19 protein-coding genes are annotated in these 17,415 nt (G+C 61.9%); 8 read left to right on the top strand and 11 right to left on the bottom strand.

Annotated elements, in window-relative coordinates; translation table 11 throughout:
• The first annotated feature begins 110 nt into the window (after nucleotides 1–110).
• Complete coding sequence (gene greA / locus LB516_RS06125) at nucleotides 111–584, top strand: transcription elongation factor GreA (RefSeq protein WP_140663181.1); 474 nt, start codon at nucleotides 111–113, stop codon at nucleotides 582–584.
• Here the strand turns inward: greA and LB516_RS06120 are convergent.
• The 4 genes from LB516_RS06120 to LB516_RS06105 form a co-directional block, all read right to left on the bottom strand.
• Nucleotides 581–970 (bottom strand): type II toxin-antitoxin system death-on-curing family toxin, encoded by a 390-nt coding sequence (locus tag LB516_RS06120; protein ID WP_224719128.1) that lies wholly within the window; start codon nucleotides 968–970, stop codon nucleotides 581–583. The genes greA and LB516_RS06120 overlap by 4 nt on opposite strands.
• On the bottom strand, nucleotides 967–1,188 hold the full coding sequence (locus LB516_RS06115) for an AbrB/MazE/SpoVT family DNA-binding domain-containing protein (RefSeq protein ID WP_135863661.1): 222 nt from the start codon (nucleotides 1,186–1,188) through the stop codon (nucleotides 967–969). The genes LB516_RS06120 and LB516_RS06115 overlap by 4 nt, the downstream gene beginning before the upstream one ends.
• 74 nt (nucleotides 1,189–1,262) lie before the next feature.
• Nucleotides 1,263–3,383, bottom strand: a complete 2,121-nt coding sequence (gene scpA, locus LB516_RS06110; RefSeq protein WP_224683634.1) for a methylmalonyl-CoA mutase — start codon at nucleotides 3,381–3,383, stop codon at nucleotides 1,263–1,265.
• Complete coding sequence (locus tag LB516_RS06105) at nucleotides 3,380–4,822, bottom strand: methylmalonyl-CoA mutase subunit beta (protein WP_224719127.1); 1,443 nt, start codon at nucleotides 4,820–4,822, stop codon at nucleotides 3,380–3,382. Before LB516_RS06105 ends, scpA begins: the two co-directional genes overlap by 4 nt.
• Nucleotides 4,823–5,163: 341 nt before the next feature.
• Here LB516_RS06105 and LB516_RS06100 point away from each other — a divergent pair, with 341 nt between their 5' ends.
• Entirely contained in the window at nucleotides 5,164–6,711 is a 1,548-nt protein-coding gene (locus LB516_RS06100) for a helicase HerA-like C-terminal domain-containing protein (RefSeq protein ID WP_224719126.1), read from the top strand.
• A gap of 53 nt (nucleotides 6,712–6,764) precedes the next feature.
• On the opposite strand, the gene LB516_RS06095 is transcribed toward LB516_RS06100, so the two are convergent.
• The gene (locus LB516_RS06095; RefSeq protein WP_140726655.1) at nucleotides 6,765–7,592 is read right to left on the bottom strand and encodes a L,D-transpeptidase; all 828 of its coding nucleotides are present in this window, start codon (nucleotides 7,590–7,592) and stop codon (nucleotides 6,765–6,767) included.
• A gap of 171 nt (nucleotides 7,593–7,763) precedes the next feature.
• A complete protein-coding gene (locus LB516_RS06090) occupies nucleotides 7,764–8,426 on the bottom strand; it encodes a haloacid dehalogenase type II (protein WP_015318656.1) in 663 nt (220 codons plus the stop codon).
• A 155-nt stretch (nucleotides 8,427–8,581) separates the two neighbouring features.
• On the opposite strand from LB516_RS06090, the gene LB516_RS06085 reads away from it, so the two are divergent.
• The 4 genes from LB516_RS06085 (at nucleotide 8,582) to LB516_RS06070 (ending at nucleotide 11,790) form a co-directional block, all read left to right on the top strand.
• Nucleotides 8,582–9,460: a branched-chain amino acid aminotransferase gene (locus LB516_RS06085; protein WP_015318655.1), complete on the top strand. Its 879-nt coding sequence runs from the start codon at nucleotides 8,582–8,584 to the stop codon at nucleotides 9,458–9,460.
• Between the two features lie 172 nt (nucleotides 9,461–9,632).
• Nucleotides 9,633–10,235, top strand: coding sequence for a superoxide dismutase (locus LB516_RS06080; protein ID WP_224719125.1), 603 nt, complete (start codon nucleotides 9,633–9,635; stop codon nucleotides 10,233–10,235).
• Nucleotides 10,236–10,392: 157 nt separating this feature from the next.
• On the top strand, nucleotides 10,393–10,830 hold the full coding sequence (locus tag LB516_RS06075) for a c-type cytochrome (RefSeq protein ID WP_015318653.1): 438 nt from the start codon (nucleotides 10,393–10,395) through the stop codon (nucleotides 10,828–10,830).
• A 9-nt stretch (nucleotides 10,831–10,839) separates the two neighbouring features.
• A complete protein-coding gene (locus tag LB516_RS06070; RefSeq protein ID WP_224719124.1) occupies nucleotides 10,840–11,790 on the top strand; it encodes a cytochrome c in 951 nt (316 codons plus the stop codon).
• Here LB516_RS06070 and LB516_RS06065 read toward each other — a convergent pair.
• From LB516_RS06065 to LB516_RS06055, 3 genes are all read right to left on the bottom strand, one after another.
• A complete protein-coding gene (locus LB516_RS06065; RefSeq protein WP_015318651.1) occupies nucleotides 11,787–12,188 on the bottom strand; it encodes an SET domain-containing protein in 402 nt (133 codons plus the stop codon). The two genes, LB516_RS06070 and LB516_RS06065, sit on opposite strands and share 4 nt — an antisense overlap.
• Before the next feature lie 149 nt (nucleotides 12,189–12,337).
• Nucleotides 12,338–12,964 (bottom strand): LysE family translocator, encoded by a 627-nt coding sequence (locus tag LB516_RS06060; RefSeq protein WP_140618579.1) that lies wholly within the window; start codon nucleotides 12,962–12,964, stop codon nucleotides 12,338–12,340.
• An 18-nt stretch (nucleotides 12,965–12,982) separates the two neighbouring features.
• Complete coding sequence (locus tag LB516_RS06055) at nucleotides 12,983–15,082, bottom strand: S9 family peptidase (protein WP_224719123.1); 2,100 nt, start codon at nucleotides 15,080–15,082, stop codon at nucleotides 12,983–12,985.
• Between the two features lie 113 nt (nucleotides 15,083–15,195).
• Here LB516_RS06055 and LB516_RS06050 point away from each other — a divergent pair, with 113 nt between their 5' ends.
• Both LB516_RS06050 and LB516_RS06045 read left to right on the top strand, forming a co-directional pair.
• On the top strand, nucleotides 15,196–15,564 hold the full coding sequence (locus LB516_RS06050; protein ID WP_140618729.1) for an SH3 domain-containing protein: 369 nt from the start codon (nucleotides 15,196–15,198) through the stop codon (nucleotides 15,562–15,564).
• A 450-nt stretch (nucleotides 15,565–16,014) separates the two neighbouring features.
• Entirely contained in the window at nucleotides 16,015–16,443 is a 429-nt protein-coding gene (locus tag LB516_RS06045) for a MucR family transcriptional regulator (RefSeq protein ID WP_015318648.1), read from the top strand.
• Nucleotides 16,444–16,529: 86 nt separating this feature from the next.
• Here LB516_RS06045 and LB516_RS06040 read toward each other — a convergent pair whose 3' ends face one another.
• Both LB516_RS06040 and LB516_RS06035 read right to left on the bottom strand, forming a co-directional pair.
• Nucleotides 16,530–16,958, bottom strand: a complete 429-nt coding sequence (locus tag LB516_RS06040) for a SufE family protein (RefSeq protein ID WP_015318647.1) — start codon at nucleotides 16,956–16,958, stop codon at nucleotides 16,530–16,532.
• Nucleotides 16,959–17,058: 100 nt separating this feature from the next.
• Nucleotides 17,059–17,406 carry a DUF5330 domain-containing protein gene (locus tag LB516_RS06035; protein ID WP_015318646.1) on the bottom strand — a complete coding sequence of 116 codons (348 nt, stop codon included), beginning with the start codon at nucleotides 17,404–17,406 and terminating at the stop codon, nucleotides 17,059–17,061.
• Nucleotides 17,407–17,415: the final 9 nt, after the last annotated feature.

Here is a 17,415-nt window from a genome sequence, read left to right as displayed (position 1 = left end):
GAATCCCAGTGTTCAGCCCCGACACCGCAGGAATCATGCCAGACGTTCAACGCGCCTCTTCTCGGCGGCAATGACTTGTCGGGCAGCCACTCGGCGCCTAAGTTCAGGGGATGAGCAGAGCTTTTACCCGCGAAGAAGACAGCGAAAACGCGATCGCCGGTGTTGGCGAGCGGCCGATCAGCACGCACCGCAACCTGGTGACGGAGCGCGGCCTTGCGCAGATCGACGACAATCTGGCCGATCTGCGCGATATCATGGCGAAAGCGGAGCGGAAAGCCGACCGCGAGCGCATTGCGGTCGTGTCGCGCGACCTGCGCTACTGGACCGCACGGCGCGAGAGTGCCGAGCTTTCCGTGCCGGAGCCCGGCAGCGATGTCGTCCGCTTCGGCATGGGTGTCACGCTGCAAAGTGACGACGGCAAGAAGGTGCACTGGAAGATCGTCGGCGAGGATGAAGCCGATCCGGCCAAGGGCAGCATCTCGCATGTCTCGCCGATGGCGGTCGCGCTGTTCGGCAAGAAGGTTGGCGACGTGGCCACCGTCAACGGCAAGGAGTGGGAGATCGTCAAGCTCTCCGAAAGTTAGTCTTCAAGCTTGACGACATGGTCGCGGAAAAACGCGGCCGCACCCGCTTCGTCGATCTCGCCGGCAGCGACGGCCATGACGAATTCGTAGAGCGTGCCGTTGTCGGCCACCAGGACATGGCCGTTCACGATCAAAAATGCGCCGGCGGCGACGATCGCTGTCCGCTTATTGCCGTCGACAAAGGCATGGTTCCTGGCAATCCCGAAGACATAGGCGGCTGCAAGGTCCTCGACCGAGGGATCTCCGTAGTTTGCCTTGTTTTCGGCGCGGGCAAGCGCCGATTCAAGAGCATTTTCATCTCTCAGACCTTGTGCTCCGCCGTGCCTGCGCAATTGCTCGGCATGCATCGCTTCGACTGCGCGCCGGGTCAGGAACTCCCAACTCATTCGGCGAGCTTCTGAAGCGCGACCTTGTACTTGTCCATGACCTTGCGAGCAGCTTCCATCTGCCGTTCGAAACTGTCATCCACCGGCTCAAGGGCAATGCCCTTATCCGTTTCGACGATCTGGAGCTGATCACCGGTCTTCATATTCAGACGATCGAGCAAGTCCTTCGGCAGGATCACACCTTCGGAATTACCGATCTTGCGAATTGTGGTGTTCATGATGAAACATCCTGTTGCAACGCTAATTATAACGCGATGCGCCGGGTGTTGCAACAGATATTATAACAGATTCGTCACGAGGATAGCAGCCGATCCAGCAGCCGCTCCGCCGCTTCCGGAATGACCGTGCCCGGCGGGAAGATTTCCGCCGCGCCGGCTTGCAGCACCGCATCATAGTCCTGCGGCGGGATGACGCCGCCGGCCACGATCAGCATGTCGCCGCGGCCGAGCTTCTTCAGCGTGTCGCGCAATTCTGGGATCAGCGTCAGGTGACCCGCTGCCAGCGATGAGGCGCCGATGATGTGGACGTCATTCTGGACAGCCAGTTTCGCGATCTCTTCCGGCGTTTGGAACATGGCGCCGACGGTAACGTCGAAGCCGAGATCGGCGAAGGCCGTGGCGATCACCTTCTGCCCGCGGTCGTGGCCGTCCTGTCCCATCTTGGCCACGAGGATGCGCGGCTTGCCGCCGTTTTTCTTTTCGAAGGCACCGAGCTTGTCCTGCAGGCGGTCGATCACCGGACTGTCGCCAAGCGCCTTGCGGTAGACACCGGAAATGGTCTGCACCGTGGCCACATGGCGGCCATAAGCTCTTTCCAGGGCGAACGAGATTTCGCCGACAGTGGCATTGGCGCGCGCGGCGCGGATGGCGAACTCCAGGAGGTTGTCCTCGCTCTGTGCGGCACGGGTCAGCGCATCGAGCGCGCTTTCGACGGCGGCGACGTCACGCGTGCCTTTCAGCCGTTGCAGCTTCGAGAGTTGCCGGGCCCTGACCTCGGCATTGTCTATCTTCAGCACGTCGACCTCAATATCGGTCCCGGGGCGATGCGCATTGACGCCGACCAGCATCTGCTCGCCGGAATCGATGCGCGCCTGCGTGCGGGCGGCGGCTTCCTCGATGCGCAGCTTGGGTATGCCCTTTTCGATCGCCGCCGCCATGCCGCCGAGAGCCTCGACCTCCTCGATATGGGCGAGCGCACGCGCCGCCAGATCATGCGTCAGCCGTTCGAGATAGGCCGAACCGCCCCACGGATCGATGATGCGCGTGGTGCCGGATTCCTTCTGCAGGACGAGTTGCGTGTTGCGGGCGATGCGCGCCGAATGGTCGGTCGGCAGCGCCATTGCTTCGTCGAAGGAGTTGGTGTGCAGCGACTGGGTATGCCCCTGGGTCGCGGCCATCGCCTCGATCATGGTGCGGATGATGTTGTTGTAGGGATCCTGTGCCGTCAGCGACCAGCCGGAGGTCTGGCAATGGGTGCGCAGGGACAGCGACCGCTCGTCCTTTGGCGCGAAGTTCTTTTTCATCAGCGTCGCCCACAACAGGCGTGCGGCCCTGAGCTTGGCAACTTCCATGAAGAAATTCATGCCGATCGCCCAGAAGAACGACAGGCGCGGCGCGAAACGGTCAATGTCGAGCCCCGCCGCGACGCCGGCGCGGGCATATTCAATCCCGTCGGCGATCGTATAGGCGAGCTCCAGGTCGGCGGTCGCGCCGGCCTCCTGCATGTGATAGCCGGAGATCGAAATCGAATTGAACTTCGGCATGTTCTTCGAGGTGTAGGAGAAGATGTCCGAGACGATCCGCATCGAGGGCTTCGGCGGATAGATGTAGGTGTTGCGGACCATGAACTCCTTCAGAATGTCGTTCTGAATGGTCCCGGCCAAATCCTTCTGCGCGACGCCTTGCTCTTCCGCCGCCACGATGTAGAGCGCCATGATCGGCAGCACCGCGCCGTTCATCGTCATCGACACGGTCATCTCGCCGAGCGGAATGCCGTCGAACAATTGCCGCATGTCGAGGATGGAATCGATAGCCACACCCGCCATGCCGACATCGCCGGCGACGCGCGGATGGTCTGAGTCATAGCCGCGGTGCGTGGCGAGATCGAAGGCAACCGAAAGGCCTTTCTGGCCGGCGGCAAGGTTGCGCCGGTAGAAGGCGTTGGATTCTTCGGCGGTCGAAAAACCGGCATATTGCCGGATGGTCCAGGGTTGCTGGACATACATGGTCGGGTAGGGGCCGCGCACGAAGGGCGGCAGGCCCGGATAGGTGTCGAGATGCGACAATCCCTTGAGGTCGCCCTGACTGTACAGCTGCTTGACGACAAGGCCTTCCGGCGTTGTTCGCTGTCCCTTGACCTCGACAGGCGCGCGGCGCGGCGGCACCCAGCCGATCTGACTGAAATCCGGAATCAAGAAGCGGCCCCGATGGATTGATCGATGCGGACCGGAGACAACGCTTCGCACAGGACGACGCCCTCGGTGAAGGCAGGTCGCTTCTCTGCGTCCAGCGTCTCGACCGGGCGCTCGCTTTTCAACGGATAAAGCGTGGCGCCGACAATGGCCCGCTCGTCTGACTTGAAGGCTATGGCGCGATGGGCGGCGGCGTTGCGGACGCGCTGCTGGATATGTCCGTCCCGAAGGCTGGACAGCACGCCACCCTCAGCCTCGATGGCCTGTAATTCCGCCCACGCGGCTTCGCAAAGGTCTGAGGTCAGCGCTTCGACGGCGCCGGAGCCATGGGCGGGATCGGCGACATGATCGACATGGCTTTCATTGGCCATGATCAGCTGCGCGTTGCGCGCGACGCGGCGGGCAAAGGCGGCCGGCAGGCCGTGCGCGATCGTATGCGGCAGGATTGAGATCGAATCGGCGCCTCCCGCCGCCGCGGCGAAGCAGCCGATCGTCGTGCGCAGGATGTTGGTTTCGGGATCCAATGCCGTCATCATGCGAAATGATGTCTCGGCATGGATGTTGGCCGTGGAATTGGGAATCGAGCAGGCCTCCTGCACCCGTGCCCACAGCCTGCGCAGGGCTCGCACTTTGGCGATCGACAGGAACTGGTCCTGGTCGACGCTGAGCGCGAAACCGATATGAGGCGCGGCATAGACGAGCGGCTGCCGCGCCTTCTCGAACATTCGCAGATACGAGACCGCCGAGGCCAGCATGATGCCGAGTTCCTGCGCTTCCGTGGCGCCGGCATTGTGGAAGACGCGACCGTCCGCCTCCAGAAGCACACCCGGAACGCCCATCGAGAAGAAATGCGCCAGCGATTGCGGCATGGATTCCTGCAGCGCCTCGATCGACATGCGCAACCGGCCGGTGCCGGCGAGGATAGCAGCCGGATCGATGCCGAAGGAAAGGTTGAGCTTTGCCGGATCGGAGCGGCGCTTGCTCAGGAACGCCACCAGCCAGTCGGCCATGGGGCGGCTCCAGGGGTGGGTGTCGATACGGATCTGGACCCGGTTGAGGGGCACGCCCTCCAGCACCGTCTCAAGCGCCTGCGCCGTCCTCGGCAGGCCGTAGCCAAACGCGTTCGGGGCGCCCTCGAAGACGAGCGACAATCCCGTCGCGCCCTGGGCGACATCTTCCAGGACCTGCCTCTTGGCGCGTTCGACATCGGGGTCGTCGACGCGCTGGCTGACGATCCACGGCGATTGAGGATTGGCGCGCACGATCGGTTCCGTTCCGGTCGCGCGTTCATAGAGCGGCTCGACGCGGATGTTGTCGTCGGTATGCGAGACCAGCTTTTCCTCGAAGGATGCGCCGGCCAACGCTTTTTCCGCCAGGGTCAGCCATCGCTGACGCTCCGCATTCGTTGGCTCAACATCCCTGGTCAAGGCTCCGGCGCCCATTCATCGTCCTCGTTCTATGTGGCCGCACCAGCCCGGGCAGCCTAATCTACGGTCCCCGGTCAGTTATCGCAATGCACGCCCAGGGCTTGAATTCGACCCACCTGATATTCGATCCACCTGATATAGGTCGCTTGCGTGGACGGACCATGAACGATTGCCAAACACCATCGAAATCCGCAAGTTCCAAAATCCGATTTTGGCGATTGGTCCGATTTGGACGATAGCCCTGATTGGACGATTGTCCTGCCTTGGACAATTGTCATTGTCGCTGTGCGGCAGCCTCACTATACCATCGGGCAAAGGCTGGCTTTAGACACATCAGTTTTGCGGAGACCCGACCTATGGCTGACGACACCAGTATTTTTATCGGCGCCAGCCGCAAGCCCGACGACAGCTATCAGCGCGCCGAAAACCTGCTGCTGCAATACGGAAATCGCCATGGCCTGGTGACCGGCGCCACCGGTACGGGCAAGACCGTCACCTTGCAGATCCTGGCAGAGGGATTTTCCAACGCCGGCGTGCCGGTCTTCTGCGCCGACATCAAGGGCGACCTTTCCGGTATCGCCATGATGGGCACCGCCCAGGATTTCCTGGTCAAGCGGGCAGAACAGGTCAAGCTCGACCCTTACGACTTCCAGGAATTTCCCGTCATCTTCTGGGATCTGTTCGGCGAGCAGGGCCACCCCATCCGCGCCACCATTTCGGAAATGGGCCCGCTGCTCCTGTCGCGGCTGATGAACCTGACCGACGCGCAGGAAGGCATCATGAACATTGCCTTCCGCATTGCGGATGAAGAGGGCCTTCTTCTCCTCGACCTCAAGGACCTGCAGGCGCTGCTCGCCAACATCGCGGAGCGCGCCGAGGAAATCAGCGCCCGTTATGGCAACGTCACCAAGCCGTCGGTGGGGGCGATTCAGCGCACGCTGCTGGTACTTGAGCAGCAGGGCGCGGCGAACTTCTTCGGCGAGCCGGCTTTGCGCATTGCCGACATCATGCGCACCACCCGCGATGGTCGCGGCGCCATCAGCGTGCTGGCCGCCGACAAGCTGATGATGAATCCGCGCCTCTACGCGACGTTCCTGCTCTGGCTGATGTCGGAGCTGTTCGAGGAACTGCCGGAGGTTGGCGACCCCGACAAGCCGAAGCTGGTGTTCTTCTTCGACGAGGCGCACCTCTTGTTCGACGAGGCGCCGAAGGTGCTGATCGACCGGGTCGAGCAGGTGGTCCGCCTGATCCGCTCGAAAGGCGTCGGCGTCTATTTCGTCACGCAAAACCCCTTGGATATCCCCGAAAAGGTTCTGGCCCAGCTCGGCAACCGCGTGCAGCACGCGCTGCGCGCCTACACGCCGCGCGAGCAGCAGGCGGTGAGGACGGCGGCCGAAACCTTCCGGCCCAATCCGGATTTCGACTGCGCCACCGCCATCACCCAGCTCGCCACCGGCGAGGCCCTGGTCTCGACCCTGGAGGCCAAGGGCATTCCGTCCATGGTCCAGCGCACGTTGATCCGTCCGCCGTCATCGCGGCTTGGACCCATCACCCCGGCCGAGCGGCAGAAGCTGATCGGGGAAAGCCCGGTCACCGGCCAGTATGACCAGGTTATCGACCGCGAATCGGCCTTCGAAATGCTGCAGAAGAAGGCCAAGCAGGCGCAGGACGCCGAGGCGCAGGCGCAGCAGGCCGGCACCGGCGGCTCGCGCTGGACCATTCCAGGCTTCGGTAATGACGATCCCGCGCCGCAGTCCGGTGGCCGGCGCGCGCCGGCGCCGCGCCCCTCCAATCGCCAGACGGTGGCCGAGGCCGCGATCAAGTCGGTAGTCCGCTCGGTCGGCTCGTCGGTTGGACGTGCCATTGTGCGCGGGATTCTGGGTAGTTTGTCGCGGGGACGGTAGGATCGGGGCAGCCGCAACGCCACTGCCCCCTGAAACTCAGAAGCCCCTGAAACTCAGAAGATCGCGTTCGTGACCGCTTTGACTGGGCCGAGCAGCACCGATCCATCCGGCACGCCGGCATCGATCGGGATCGCCTTGTGGTTGGCCGTCGCCACCATCGGCTGGCGAGCGTCGCTGGTCACGATGACCGGCGTTTTCGAGGGCACGCGGTCATAAAGGTCGATAATGTCCTGGTTCATCAGGCGCACGCAGCCCGACGACACCGATTTGCCGATCGAGCGCCATTCCGGCGAGCCGTGCAGGCGATAGAGCGTGTCCACATTGCCCTGGAAGAGATAGAGCGCACGTGCGCCGAGCGGGTTCTTTAGGCCGCCGGGCATGCCGCCATTGTCGGCGCTGTACTGCTTCAATTCCGGCTGGCGGGCGATCATCTCATCCGGCGGCGTCCACTTCGGCCATTTCTGCTTCCACTGGACGACAGCGTCGCCCGACCATTCGAAGCCGGCGCGGCCAAGGCCGACACCATAGCGAATGGCCTGGCCGCCCGGGCGAACCAGATAGAGGAAGTGGCCTGTCGTATCGACGACGATGGTTCCCGGCTTCTGCCCGGTCGGGTCGGGTACGATCTGGCGCAGGAACTGCGGATCGATCCTGTCGACGGGGATGGCCGGCAGATCGAAACCGCCATCGTTGACCGCAGCGTACATCGACGCATAGTCGGCGAGCGGAGGTTCGACATAGGTTGGTGGCGGCGGCGGCTCGGCTGGTCCCGGTCCGGTGGTGGCGCATGCGGAAACCGCGATCGAGGCGGCGCCCAGGGCTGCGGCGTTGAGGAAGCCGCGACGGCTCAGGCGATAGGATTCGATTTCGGTTATGGACATGGCTGCCTTCTTTAAGACTCAAATCGCAACAAAGCGTCAACACGCGGACGTTCGCTGCGGGTGCCTGACAACACCTGAGGCGATAGGCGGTTCCGATTCTGGCTCGAACGTGGACAAACAAAGGCGAAGCTGTGACTGCGCCGCCACTGTGGCGTTGGGGCCACAGGTCAGCTAGGCGCCGGATACGAGGGCCTCCAGCGATGGCAGGATCAGGGCCGGTGGCAAGTCCTGGTATTCCTCCGGCTGGTTGGAGCGGTTGATCCAGACCGTGCGGAAGCCGAATTTGGTGGCGCCCGCAATGTCCCAGCGGTTGGAGGACTGGAAGGAGACCGCGCCGGGGTAGAGGCGCCATCCCGTGGCGACCATGTCGTAGACAATAGGATCGGTCTTGAAGCGACGCACCGCATCGACCGAATAGATGTCGTCCAGGACCTGGTCGAGTGCCGCCGACTTGACTGCTGCCTGCAGCATTTCGGGCGAACCGTTGGAGAGGATCGCCAGCCTGGCGCCCGAAGCCTTGAGCGCTTTCAGCACGGCCGGCACTTCGGGATAACAGTCCAGCCGCCAGTAGGCTTCCAGAAGTTTCGCCTTGAGGCTCGGATCGGCCGAAGGGACCTTGCGCAAGGCGAAGTCCAGCGCCTGTTCGGTCAGCTGCCAGAAATCGGCATAGGCGCCCATCAGCGTGCGAACCCAGGAATACTCGAGCTGTTTGGCGCGCCAGATTTCGGACAGGAGTTGGCCGTCCGGGCCGATCGCGTCCGCATGGCGGCGCACGGCGGCGTGCACGTCGAACAGCGTGCCATAGGCGTCGAACACGTAGGCGGCGTATTGCATGGCAACAGTTTTGAGGCGAGGCGGGACAAGGTGCAAGCCTTGATTGCAGCGCACCCGTCGCTGGCCTCAACAAAACTCCCCGATGCTGGTTGACGGCGGCGGTCAAAGCATCATCCAATGTTGTCACACAAGATTGACCGGAACGGGAAAACGCGATGACACTGGCGGCGGCGGCGCAATCCGCGACATGGACTTTCGTCGATGGCGATTGGTACGAAGGCAATGTCGCCATTCTGGGGCCGCGCAGCCATGCCATGTGGCTCGGCACCAGCGTGTTCGACGGCGCGCGGTGGTTCGAAGGCGTGGCGCCCGATCTCGAACTTCATGCCGCACGCGTCAATGCCTCGGCGATCGCGCTTGGGCTGGCGCCGAACATGACGCCCGAGCAGATCGTCGGGCTGACCTGGGACGGATTGAAGAAATTCGACGGCAAGACGGCGGTCTACATCAGGCCGATGTACTGGGCCGAGCATGGCGGCTACATGGGCGTGCCGGCCGATCCCGCCTCGACCCGTTTCTGCCTCTGCCTCTATGAATCGCCGATGATCTCACCGACCGGCTTTTCGGTGACCGTGTCGCCATTCCGGCGCCCGACTATCGAAACCATGCCGACCAACGCCAAGGCCGGCTGCCTCTATCCCAACAACGGCCGCGCCATCCTCGAGGCCAAGGCGCGCGGCTTCGACAACGCGCTTGTGCTCGACATGCTGGGCAATGTCGCGGAGACCGGAAGCTCAAACATCTTCCTGGTCAAGGACGGCCATGTGCTGACGCCGGCGCCGAACGGAACCTTCCTGTCCGGCATTACCCGCGCGCGCACGATGACGCTGCTTGGCGACTATGGGTTCACGACGACTGAAAAGACGCTGTCGGTGCGGGATTTCCTCGAAGCGGACGAAATCTTCTCGACCGGCAACCACTCCAAGGTGGTGCCGGTCACCCGCATGGAGGGCCGTGATCTGCAACCCGGCCCGGTGGCCAAGAAGGCACGTGAACTCTATTGGGAGTGGGCGCATTCGACCTCGGCTGGCTGAGATAGCCGGCCTTTTTGTCGCCGCGCGGCTGGTCACAGGAAAAGCGTGTGACAGTTCCCGGGAACCCGCTTAGAAAGGGAACCGGCGCTTCACTTCCGGAGTTGCTCCAGCTCAATCCCGACCTATCTTACTCCGGTATCCACACCGGATTTTCCACGAGGGAGTACTACCCATGGCTTTCGAATTGCCCGCTCTGCCCTACGACTATGAGGCCCTGCAGCCCTATATGTCCAAAGAGACGCTGGAGTATCACCACGACAAGCATCACAAGGCCTATGTCGACAACGGCAACAAGCTCGCCGCCGAAGCCGGCCTTGGCGATCTTTCGGTCGAAGAGGTGGTCAAGCAATCGTTCGGCAAGAATGCCGGTCTCTTCAACAATGCTGCCCAGCACTACAATCACATCCATTTCTGGAAATGGATGAAGAAGGGCGGCGGCGGCAACAAGCTCCCTGGCGCGCTGCAGAAGGCTTTCGACAGCGATCTCGGCGGTTACGACAAGTTCAAGGCTGATTTCATTGCCGCCGGCACAACGCAGTTCGGTTCGGGCTGGGCCTGGGTTTCGGTCAAGGACGGCAAGCTGGCGATATCGAAGACGCCGAACGGCGAGAACCCGCTGGTTCATGGCGCATCGCCGGTCCTCGGCGTCGACGTCTGGGAGCACTCCTACTACATCGATTATCGCAACGCCCGGCCGAAATACCTCGAGGCCTTCGTAGATAGCCTGATCAACTGGGATCACGTGCTTGAACTCTACGAAAAGGCGAATGCCTGATCAATCTTCCGAAAGGCCCGGCACTCCCGGGCCTTTTCTTTTCGTCTCGAACCCCACGGCTAGGGTCATGCAATTTCATGCGGGAGAATGGGAATATTCCACCTCCCGCATCCGTTAACGTCCTGTCCTGAAATGCCTTCACCACGGAGCCAAATGAATGAGAAAGCTTGTCATCGCCATCTCCATGCTCGCACTCGCCGCATCGGCGGCCTTTGCCGATCCGATCCTCGATCGGCAGGCTCTGATGAAGGAACGCGGAAAGATCGTCGGCGGCCTGTCGAAAGTGGTCAAGGGCGAGGAGCCCTTTGATGCCGCCGCGGTGCTGACGCAGTTGCAGGCACTGCAGGCAAATGCCGAGAAGTTCGACGTAGAGGCCTTGTTCCCGAAGGGCACCGACACCGGCGACACCACGGCGGCGCCAAAAATCTGGGAAGACATGGCCGGCTTCAAGGCGACCGAGGACAAGTATCTCGCCGATGTCAAGGCTGCGGTCGCGGCGGCTCCGGCCGACGTCGATGCGCTGAAGACGCAGATCGGCACCATCGGCTCGGACTGTGGTACCTGCCACCAGGGCTACAGGGTCAAAAAGGGCTGATCGCCAGCCATGGCATGGCTGAAGAAGCTCGTCGGCGCGGCCCTCGTCCTGGGCGTCGCCGGCGCGTCGGCGGGGTGGCTGCTGTCGGCACCGGTCACGCTTGATGCGGCGACTCTGGCGCAACTCGGCCCAGGCGATGTTGCCCGGGGCAAGCGCATCTTCTATGCCGGCGGCTGCACCTCCTGCCATGCCAAGCCCGGGTCGCAGGGCGATGCACGGCTTCAGCTCATAGGCGGGCTCGAACTCAAGACGCCATTCGGGATCTTTGTTCCGCCCAATATTTCGCAAGATCCTAAGGACGGCATCGGCGCATGGTCGGCCGGGGATCTCGCTAACGCCATGCTGAAAGGTGTGTCGCCTTCGGGCGAGCATTTCTATCCGGCATTCCCCTATGCCTCCTATGCTCGCATGAAACCGTCAGATGTCGCCGACCTCTACGCTTTCTTGAAGACGCTTCCCGCCGTCGCCGGCAAGGCGCCCGGCAATTCGCTGGCGTTCCCGTTCAGCATCCGGCGCGGCATTGGCCTGTGGAAGCGGCTCTATCTCAGTGACAAGCCTGTCGTGCCCCTGCCTGATGGCGCGCCAGACCCCGTGATGGCGGGCCGCTACCTGGTCGAAGGACCGGGCCATTGCGGCGAATGCCATACGCCGCGCGACCTCGCTGGCGGAACCAGGAAAAGCGAATGGCTGGCCGGTGCGGTGGCCGCCGAGGGCTCGGGCGTCGTGCCGAACATCACTTCGGGCGAGGGAGGTATCGGCAGCTGGTCCGCGTCCGACATCGCAAACTACCTCGAAACCGGATTCACACCGGATTTCGATTCCGTCGGCGGCGCCATGGTCGATGTGCAGCGCAACATGGCCGAGCTGACGGCGGACGACCGTGTGGCGATTGCTGCCTATCTGAAGGCGGTGCCGCCGCATCCCAACGGCTATCCGGCGCCCAAGAAAAGTACGAACTAATCCTCGGACTGCAGGTGGCGATCGCCGAGGAAATCGAAGCCCGTTTCGAAGAAAAGGTTGTAGTTGCAGGTCATCTCCTCGCCAGGCGCGATGTCGCGCAAGGCGTAGGTCTCCTCGGGCGACGAGACATCGCAATTCGGCTCGTCGTCATGGTTCATGTAGCGGGCATCGTCGGCTTCGAAGACGATATAGGCGGGATCGCGACGGTCGGGGTAGGAATAGCGGTCGAGGTAGTTCTTCACCGGCCCGGTTTCGCTCTCATAGGTCTCGACGTCGATGATCCGATCGAACCGGGGGTCGAGCTTCCAGACCAGCGTGCCCTTGGCAATATGGTTCTTGGCAAACACACCGATGCCCTGGATCGGCGATTTGTCGAGATAGACGTCGACGAGCAGCATAATGGACCCTTGTGCAAGTGCGGACTTCGTGCCCGGGAAAACCGTGCCTTGGGTAGCGCGCGACCGTCGCAATTGCGAGCGGAAATGAGCCGCGCGGAATTCAAAAAGTGATGATCATCAGGCCTGCCAGCAGAGTGGGTCGCCTGGCCTCAGCGCTCTTGCAAGGCGAGGCGGACACCCAGGGCGCAGTAGATGCCGCCGACAACCTTGCCTTGCCATTTCAGCACTGTCGGATTTCGGCGCAGGAAACTGCCGAGCCGACCTGCGCTCACGGCAAACACGACCGTGCTGAAAAGCCCCAGCATGACGAAGATGATCCCCAATACGGCCAATTGAACCATCACTGATCCGTTTTCGGGCCGCACGAACTGAGGCAGGAACGCCAGGAAGAAAAGCGCGGTCTTGGGGTTGAGCACCTCGGTCAGGACAGCCTGTCGAAACGCCTTGCCGGCGGAGCTTGCAAGCGCGCCGGCGGTCGGATCGGTTGGCGCTTTCTCGATGATGGCCCGAATGCCGAGGTAAACGAGGTAGGCCGCGCCGATATACTTTACGATGCTGAACAGCGTCGCCGATGTGGCGATGATCGCCGATATCCCAACCATCGCCATGGCGGTATGAAACACATCGCCGGCCGCGATCCCGCCGCCTGTGGCGATTCCGACTCTCGTCCCCGAACTCGTTGCGCGGGCGATCGTCAACAATGTGGCCGGGCCAGGAATGAAGACAAAGCCGAGCACAACCGCGATGTAAGCTATCGCTGTGGCCAGATCGATCATCGCAGCGTCCTCCGTGAGCTATGCCTTGTCCGTCACCTTCAGCGTGAAGGCATAAGTATAGGCGATCTCCTCCAGGCGTGAAAACCGGCCGGAGGCACCGGCATGGCCGGAATCCATGTTGATCCTGAACAGTACCGGATTGTCGCCGCTCTTGCGGTCGCGCAGCCGCGCAACCCATTTGGCCGGCTCCCAATAGGTGACGCGCGGATCGGTGAGACCGGCGAGCGCCAGGATCGGCGGATAGTCGAGCGCGGCGACATTGTCGTATGGCGAATAGGCGGCGATCGTCAGGTAATCGTCGGCCGACGCGATCGGATTGCCCCATTCTGGCCATTCTGGCGGGGTCAGCGGCAGCGTTGAGTCGAGCATGGTGGTGAGTACATCGACGAAGGGAACCTCGGCCACGATGCCGCCGAAGCAATCCGGCGCCATGTTGGCGATGGCGCCCATCAGCATACCGCCGGCCGAGCCGCCTTGCGCGACGATTCGGTCATGCGCGGTATAGCGCTCGGCAACGAGGTGGCGGGCGCAGGCGATGAAATCGGTGAAGGTGTTCATCTTGTGCGCCCGCTTGCCGTCGTCGTACCAGCCATATCCCTTGTCCTTGCCGCCGCGCACGTGGGCGATGGCAAACACGAACCCACGGTCCACCAGCGAGAACCAGTTGGTGTTGAAGGCGGCCGGCACGGTGATACCGTAGGAGCCGTAACCGTAGAGCAGGCATGGCGCGGAGCCATCCAGCGGCGTGTCGCGGTGATGCAGAAGCGAGATCGGCACCAGTTCGCCATCGGCCGCCGGCGCCATCAGCCGCCTCGTGACGTAGAGGTGCGGATCGTGGCCGGACGGCACTTCCTGGGTCTTGAGCAGCACACGCTCACGAGTGCGCATATTGTAGTCGAACATCTGCGACGGTGTCGTCATCGACGAGTAGGAAAAACGCATCATCTCGGTGTCGTATTCCAGGGACCCTGAAAGGCCGAGCGAGAAGGCTTCCTCATCGAAGGAAATCAGATGCTCTTCGCCGCTGGCCCGATCCCGCACGACGATGCGCGGCAGGCCTTCCTTGCGCTCGAGCCGCACCATGTGGTCCTTGAAGCCGATCACCGACAGGATCAGCCGGCCGGGTTCATGCGGCACCAGTTCCTGCCAGTTGGCGCGGACCGGGTCGCTCGCCGGCGCCGTCATGATCTTGAAGTCCTTGGCACCGTCCGCGTTGGTCAGGACGAAGAAGATATCGCCGCCTTCCTCAAGTTCATATTGAAGGCCGGTCTCGCGCGCCGAAACCAGCTTCGGCTCGGCAAATGGATCGCTGGCGCTTAAGAGGCGATATTCCGAAGTCTCGTGATCGTTGATGCCGATCATGATCCATTGATTGTTGCGGGTCCCGTCGACGTTCATGAAGAAGCCGGGGTCGGTTTCCTCGTAGATCAGCCGGTCGGTTTCAGGGGCCTGCCCCAGTGCGTGAAACAGCACCTTCGACGGCCGGTGGTTTGGGTCGAGACGCGTATAGAAGAACCCGTCATTGCCCGCGTCCCAGACGCCCGAACCGCCGGTGGCCTGTATCTGGTCCGCCAGTTCCTTGCCGTCGGCAAGGTCGCGCACACGCAGCGTGTAGAATTCCGAACCCTTGTCGTCGAAGGCCCATAGCAGCTTGCTATGATCGGCCGAATGATCGACGCCGCCAAGCCGGAAATAGGCCTTGCCCTCGGCCTCGGCGTCGCCGTCGAGCAGGATCTGCTCGGGTCCGCCGCCGCGCGGCGTTCGGAAATAGCGCGGCTGCTCGCCGCCGAGCTTGAAGGAAGAGCCGTAGGCATAAGGCCCGTCCTTCATGGGAACGGAAGAATCATCTTCCTTGATGCGGCCCTTCATTTCCTTGAAAAGCTGCTTTTGCAGATCTGACGTGTCGGCCATCAGCGTCGACTGATAGGCATTCTCGGCTTCGAGTTCGGCGCGGATACCTGGATCGAGCAAGGAAGGATCCCTGAACATTTCTTGCCAGTTATCCGCTCGCAGCCAGGCATATTCATCGGTTCGCGTGATGCCGTGATGCGTGTCCGAGACGGGCCTTTTCTCGGGGGCAGGGGCGCTGGCGATTGGAAATCGGGAAGTCCTGGTCATTGCGTCTCGCTCTGGAAATATCTTGAATGACGAATGAACACGCCGATCAGGGCAGGTTCAAGAGCTGTGGCGTAGAGTTGGTGTCGGCCCATGCGACGGCCGGGGGAGAGAAGATGACTATTCGGTCTCGTATTGCTGCGGCTTTCGCCGTCGCTTCGCTAAGTCTGGTCTTTGCCGGCCAGTCTCATGCGACCGTATTTTCGGCTTGGCAAGTGGCCAATGTGCCGTTCGGCGACACGCTCAATGTGCGCAAATATCCGTCGGGAACATCCCAGAAGCAGGTCGCATACCCGAACGGGACCGTCCTGCAGATGACCGGACGATGCACCGGCGGCATAAACCTGCTCGATATCGCCAATCAACCGGCATGGAAACAGCAGCAGACGGTTCGCTATCGCTGGTGCGAAGTCTGGCATGAGCCGGCCAAGAACGGCACCTTCGTGACCGGCTGGGCCTATGGCAGATATATCATCCCGTATTGAACGACCATCGATTTTGGCCCCGACGGGTTCGACCGACGGGCATGTCGCCTGGTTGCCTGCCCGACAGAGAGGAGCGGCAACCTGTGGTTTTGAGGACAGATGCGAACAACCAAGTTTGCCGAAGCGACGGCAAAGCAAACGAGAGCATTGAAACCTGATTTGTGAGTTATCGCGAATGTAACGGTGAACTGACCTTACGTCAGGCTTTATCGGTTTGGCGGGCGAAATATCGAAAAATTACATGATGCACGAAAGATTGAAGCTGATCGCGGAATAGTTGATCAAGATTCATAAATATAATGCGCGCAACGAATTGACTTACTTGACCTGCGGCCGCATTGATGTCCCCGTGACACGAATCGCGGCAGCTCTATCTGCGCAAATTCGTGCAATGCCCTGCCTGTAAAAAGGGGCACAGACCGACGTAACTCTTGTTGGGGCCTGAAGACCATGGATATTGTCGAAACACCTTCCAGAAACAATGATGCGCTGATCGAGCTCACCGCCGACGTGGTGGCTGCCTATGTCAGCAACAATCCGGTGCCGGTCGGCGAACTGCCGAACCTTATATCCGATGTCCATGCCGCCCTCGGGCGTGTGGGCGGAACCGTCGAACAGGCGCCTGCCGACAAGCAGAAGCCGGCTGTCAACCCGAAGCGCTCGGTTCATGACGACTACATTGTCTGTCTCGAAGACGGCAAGAAGTTCAAGTCGCTCAAGCGTCACCTGATGACCCACTACGATCTGACGCCCGATCAGTATCGCGAAAAGTGGAACCTGGACCCAAGCTATCCGATGGTTGCCCCGAATTACGCGGCGGCCCGCTCGCAGCTTGCCAAGAAGATGGGCCTCGGCCGCAAGCGCAAGGCGGCGCGGTAGTCGCTGCTTGCCAGATTGGATTGAAATCAAACGGCGCCTTCGGGCGCCGTTTGATTTCAGGGGTGGGCGGAAGATCGACAGGTCGATCAGGCAGTCTGGGCGAGCGCCATCTCGGCATCGCGTTTGATGCGCTTGACCATCGAGCGAAGACCGTTGGCACGCTGGGGCGACAGGTGCTCGTCGAGGCCGAGTGCCTTCAGCGTCGCTTCCGCATCGATTTTCTGGATTTCGCTGGCCGTCTTTCCGGAAAACAGCGCCAGCATGATCGCAACCAGTCCGCGCACGATATGGGCGTCCGAATCGCCGGTGAAAGTGATGACGGGGTCGGCGCCCGGACCCCGTTCGGTGGTCAGCCAGACCTGGCTGACGCAACCTGGCACCTTGTTGGTGGCGTTGCGCTCCGCATCGGGAAAGGGCGGCAGCGCTTCGCCGAGTTCGATGACGTAACGATAACGATCCTCCCATTCGTCAAGGAACGAGAAGTCGTCGCGGATCGTCTGGATCGTGGTCGTCATGACCCGGATATAGTCACGCGGCGGCGCCGCGTCACGGAAAAAACAAGGACACCGCGGGCGTCGAGAGGGCAGACTGCCCGCGGTGCGCCGTCGAGACGGCTTAATTGTTTATCGGCAGGTTGACCGTTTCAGGCAGGACGACTTCCGGTACGCTGCCCGTCATTGTCGAGGTATCGGGGCCGGCGGACTTGTCGTCCAGCATGGCCGCCGCGATCTTGGCGGTTTCCTTGGCGCGTGCGGTGATGGTGTGCATCGCCGACTTGCCCGTCTCGCAGACATCGGGCTTGCGTTCGCAGATACCGGCGATGTCGCCGACGGCGTCTCGCGCCGCGAACAGGGCCTGGATCGGCCCGACGCTTTCCTGGCCCGTTTCATCGGACCCGACACCCAGCGGCAGCGCCAGCAGCACCAGTGAAAACCAGAAAGCCATTCTTATCAGGAAGAACATGCCTTGCCT

This window comes from Mesorhizobium sp. CO1-1-7 (genome assembly GCF_020164885.1).
Classification (GTDB): Bacteria; Pseudomonadota; Alphaproteobacteria; order Rhizobiales; family Rhizobiaceae; genus Mesorhizobium; species Mesorhizobium australicum.
The sequence above is the reverse complement of the archived record's forward strand: the minus strand, read 5'-3'. Positions and strand labels throughout refer to the sequence as shown.

Bases quoted from the DNA above. Each gene is read 5' to 3' on its own strand.
- greA (WP_140663181.1), top strand. From the start codon at position 111: ATGAGCAGAGCTTTTACCCGCGAAGAAGACAGCGAAAACGCGATCGCC.
- LB516_RS06120 (WP_224719128.1), bottom strand. From the start codon at position 970: ATGAGTTGGGAGTTCCTGACCCGGCGCGCAGTCGAAGCGATGCATGCC.
- LB516_RS06115 (WP_135863661.1), bottom strand. From the start codon at position 1,188: ATGAACACCACAATTCGCAAGATCGGTAATTCCGAAGGTGTGATCCTG.
- LB516_RS06105 (WP_224719127.1), bottom strand. From the start codon at position 4,822: ATGGGCGCCGGAGCCTTGACCAGGGATGTTGAGCCAACGAATGCGGAG.
- LB516_RS06100 (WP_224719126.1), top strand. From the start codon at position 5,164: ATGGCTGACGACACCAGTATTTTTATCGGCGCCAGCCGCAAGCCCGAC.
- LB516_RS06095 (WP_140726655.1), bottom strand. From the start codon at position 7,592: ATGTCCATAACCGAAATCGAATCCTATCGCCTGAGCCGTCGCGGCTTC.
- LB516_RS06090 (WP_015318656.1), bottom strand. From the start codon at position 8,426: ATGCAATACGCCGCCTACGTGTTCGACGCCTATGGCACGCTGTTCGAC.
- LB516_RS06085 (WP_015318655.1), top strand. From the start codon at position 8,582: ATGACACTGGCGGCGGCGGCGCAATCCGCGACATGGACTTTCGTCGAT.
- LB516_RS06080 (WP_224719125.1), top strand. From the start codon at position 9,633: ATGGCTTTCGAATTGCCCGCTCTGCCCTACGACTATGAGGCCCTGCAG.
- LB516_RS06075 (WP_015318653.1), top strand. From the start codon at position 10,393: ATGAGAAAGCTTGTCATCGCCATCTCCATGCTCGCACTCGCCGCATCG.
- LB516_RS06070 (WP_224719124.1), top strand. From the start codon at position 10,840: ATGGCATGGCTGAAGAAGCTCGTCGGCGCGGCCCTCGTCCTGGGCGTC.
- LB516_RS06065 (WP_015318651.1), bottom strand. From the start codon at position 12,188: ATGCTGCTCGTCGACGTCTATCTCGACAAATCGCCGATCCAGGGCATC.
- LB516_RS06060 (WP_140618579.1), bottom strand. From the start codon at position 12,964: ATGATCGATCTGGCCACAGCGATAGCTTACATCGCGGTTGTGCTCGGC.
- LB516_RS06055 (WP_224719123.1), bottom strand. From the start codon at position 15,082: ATGACCAGGACTTCCCGATTTCCAATCGCCAGCGCCCCTGCCCCCGAG.
- LB516_RS06050 (WP_140618729.1), top strand. From the start codon at position 15,196: ATGACTATTCGGTCTCGTATTGCTGCGGCTTTCGCCGTCGCTTCGCTA.
- LB516_RS06045 (WP_015318648.1), top strand. From the start codon at position 16,015: ATGGATATTGTCGAAACACCTTCCAGAAACAATGATGCGCTGATCGAG.
- LB516_RS06040 (WP_015318647.1), bottom strand. From the start codon at position 16,958: ATGACGACCACGATCCAGACGATCCGCGACGACTTCTCGTTCCTTGAC.
- LB516_RS06035 (WP_015318646.1), bottom strand. From the start codon at position 17,406: ATGTTCTTCCTGATAAGAATGGCTTTCTGGTTTTCACTGGTGCTGCTG.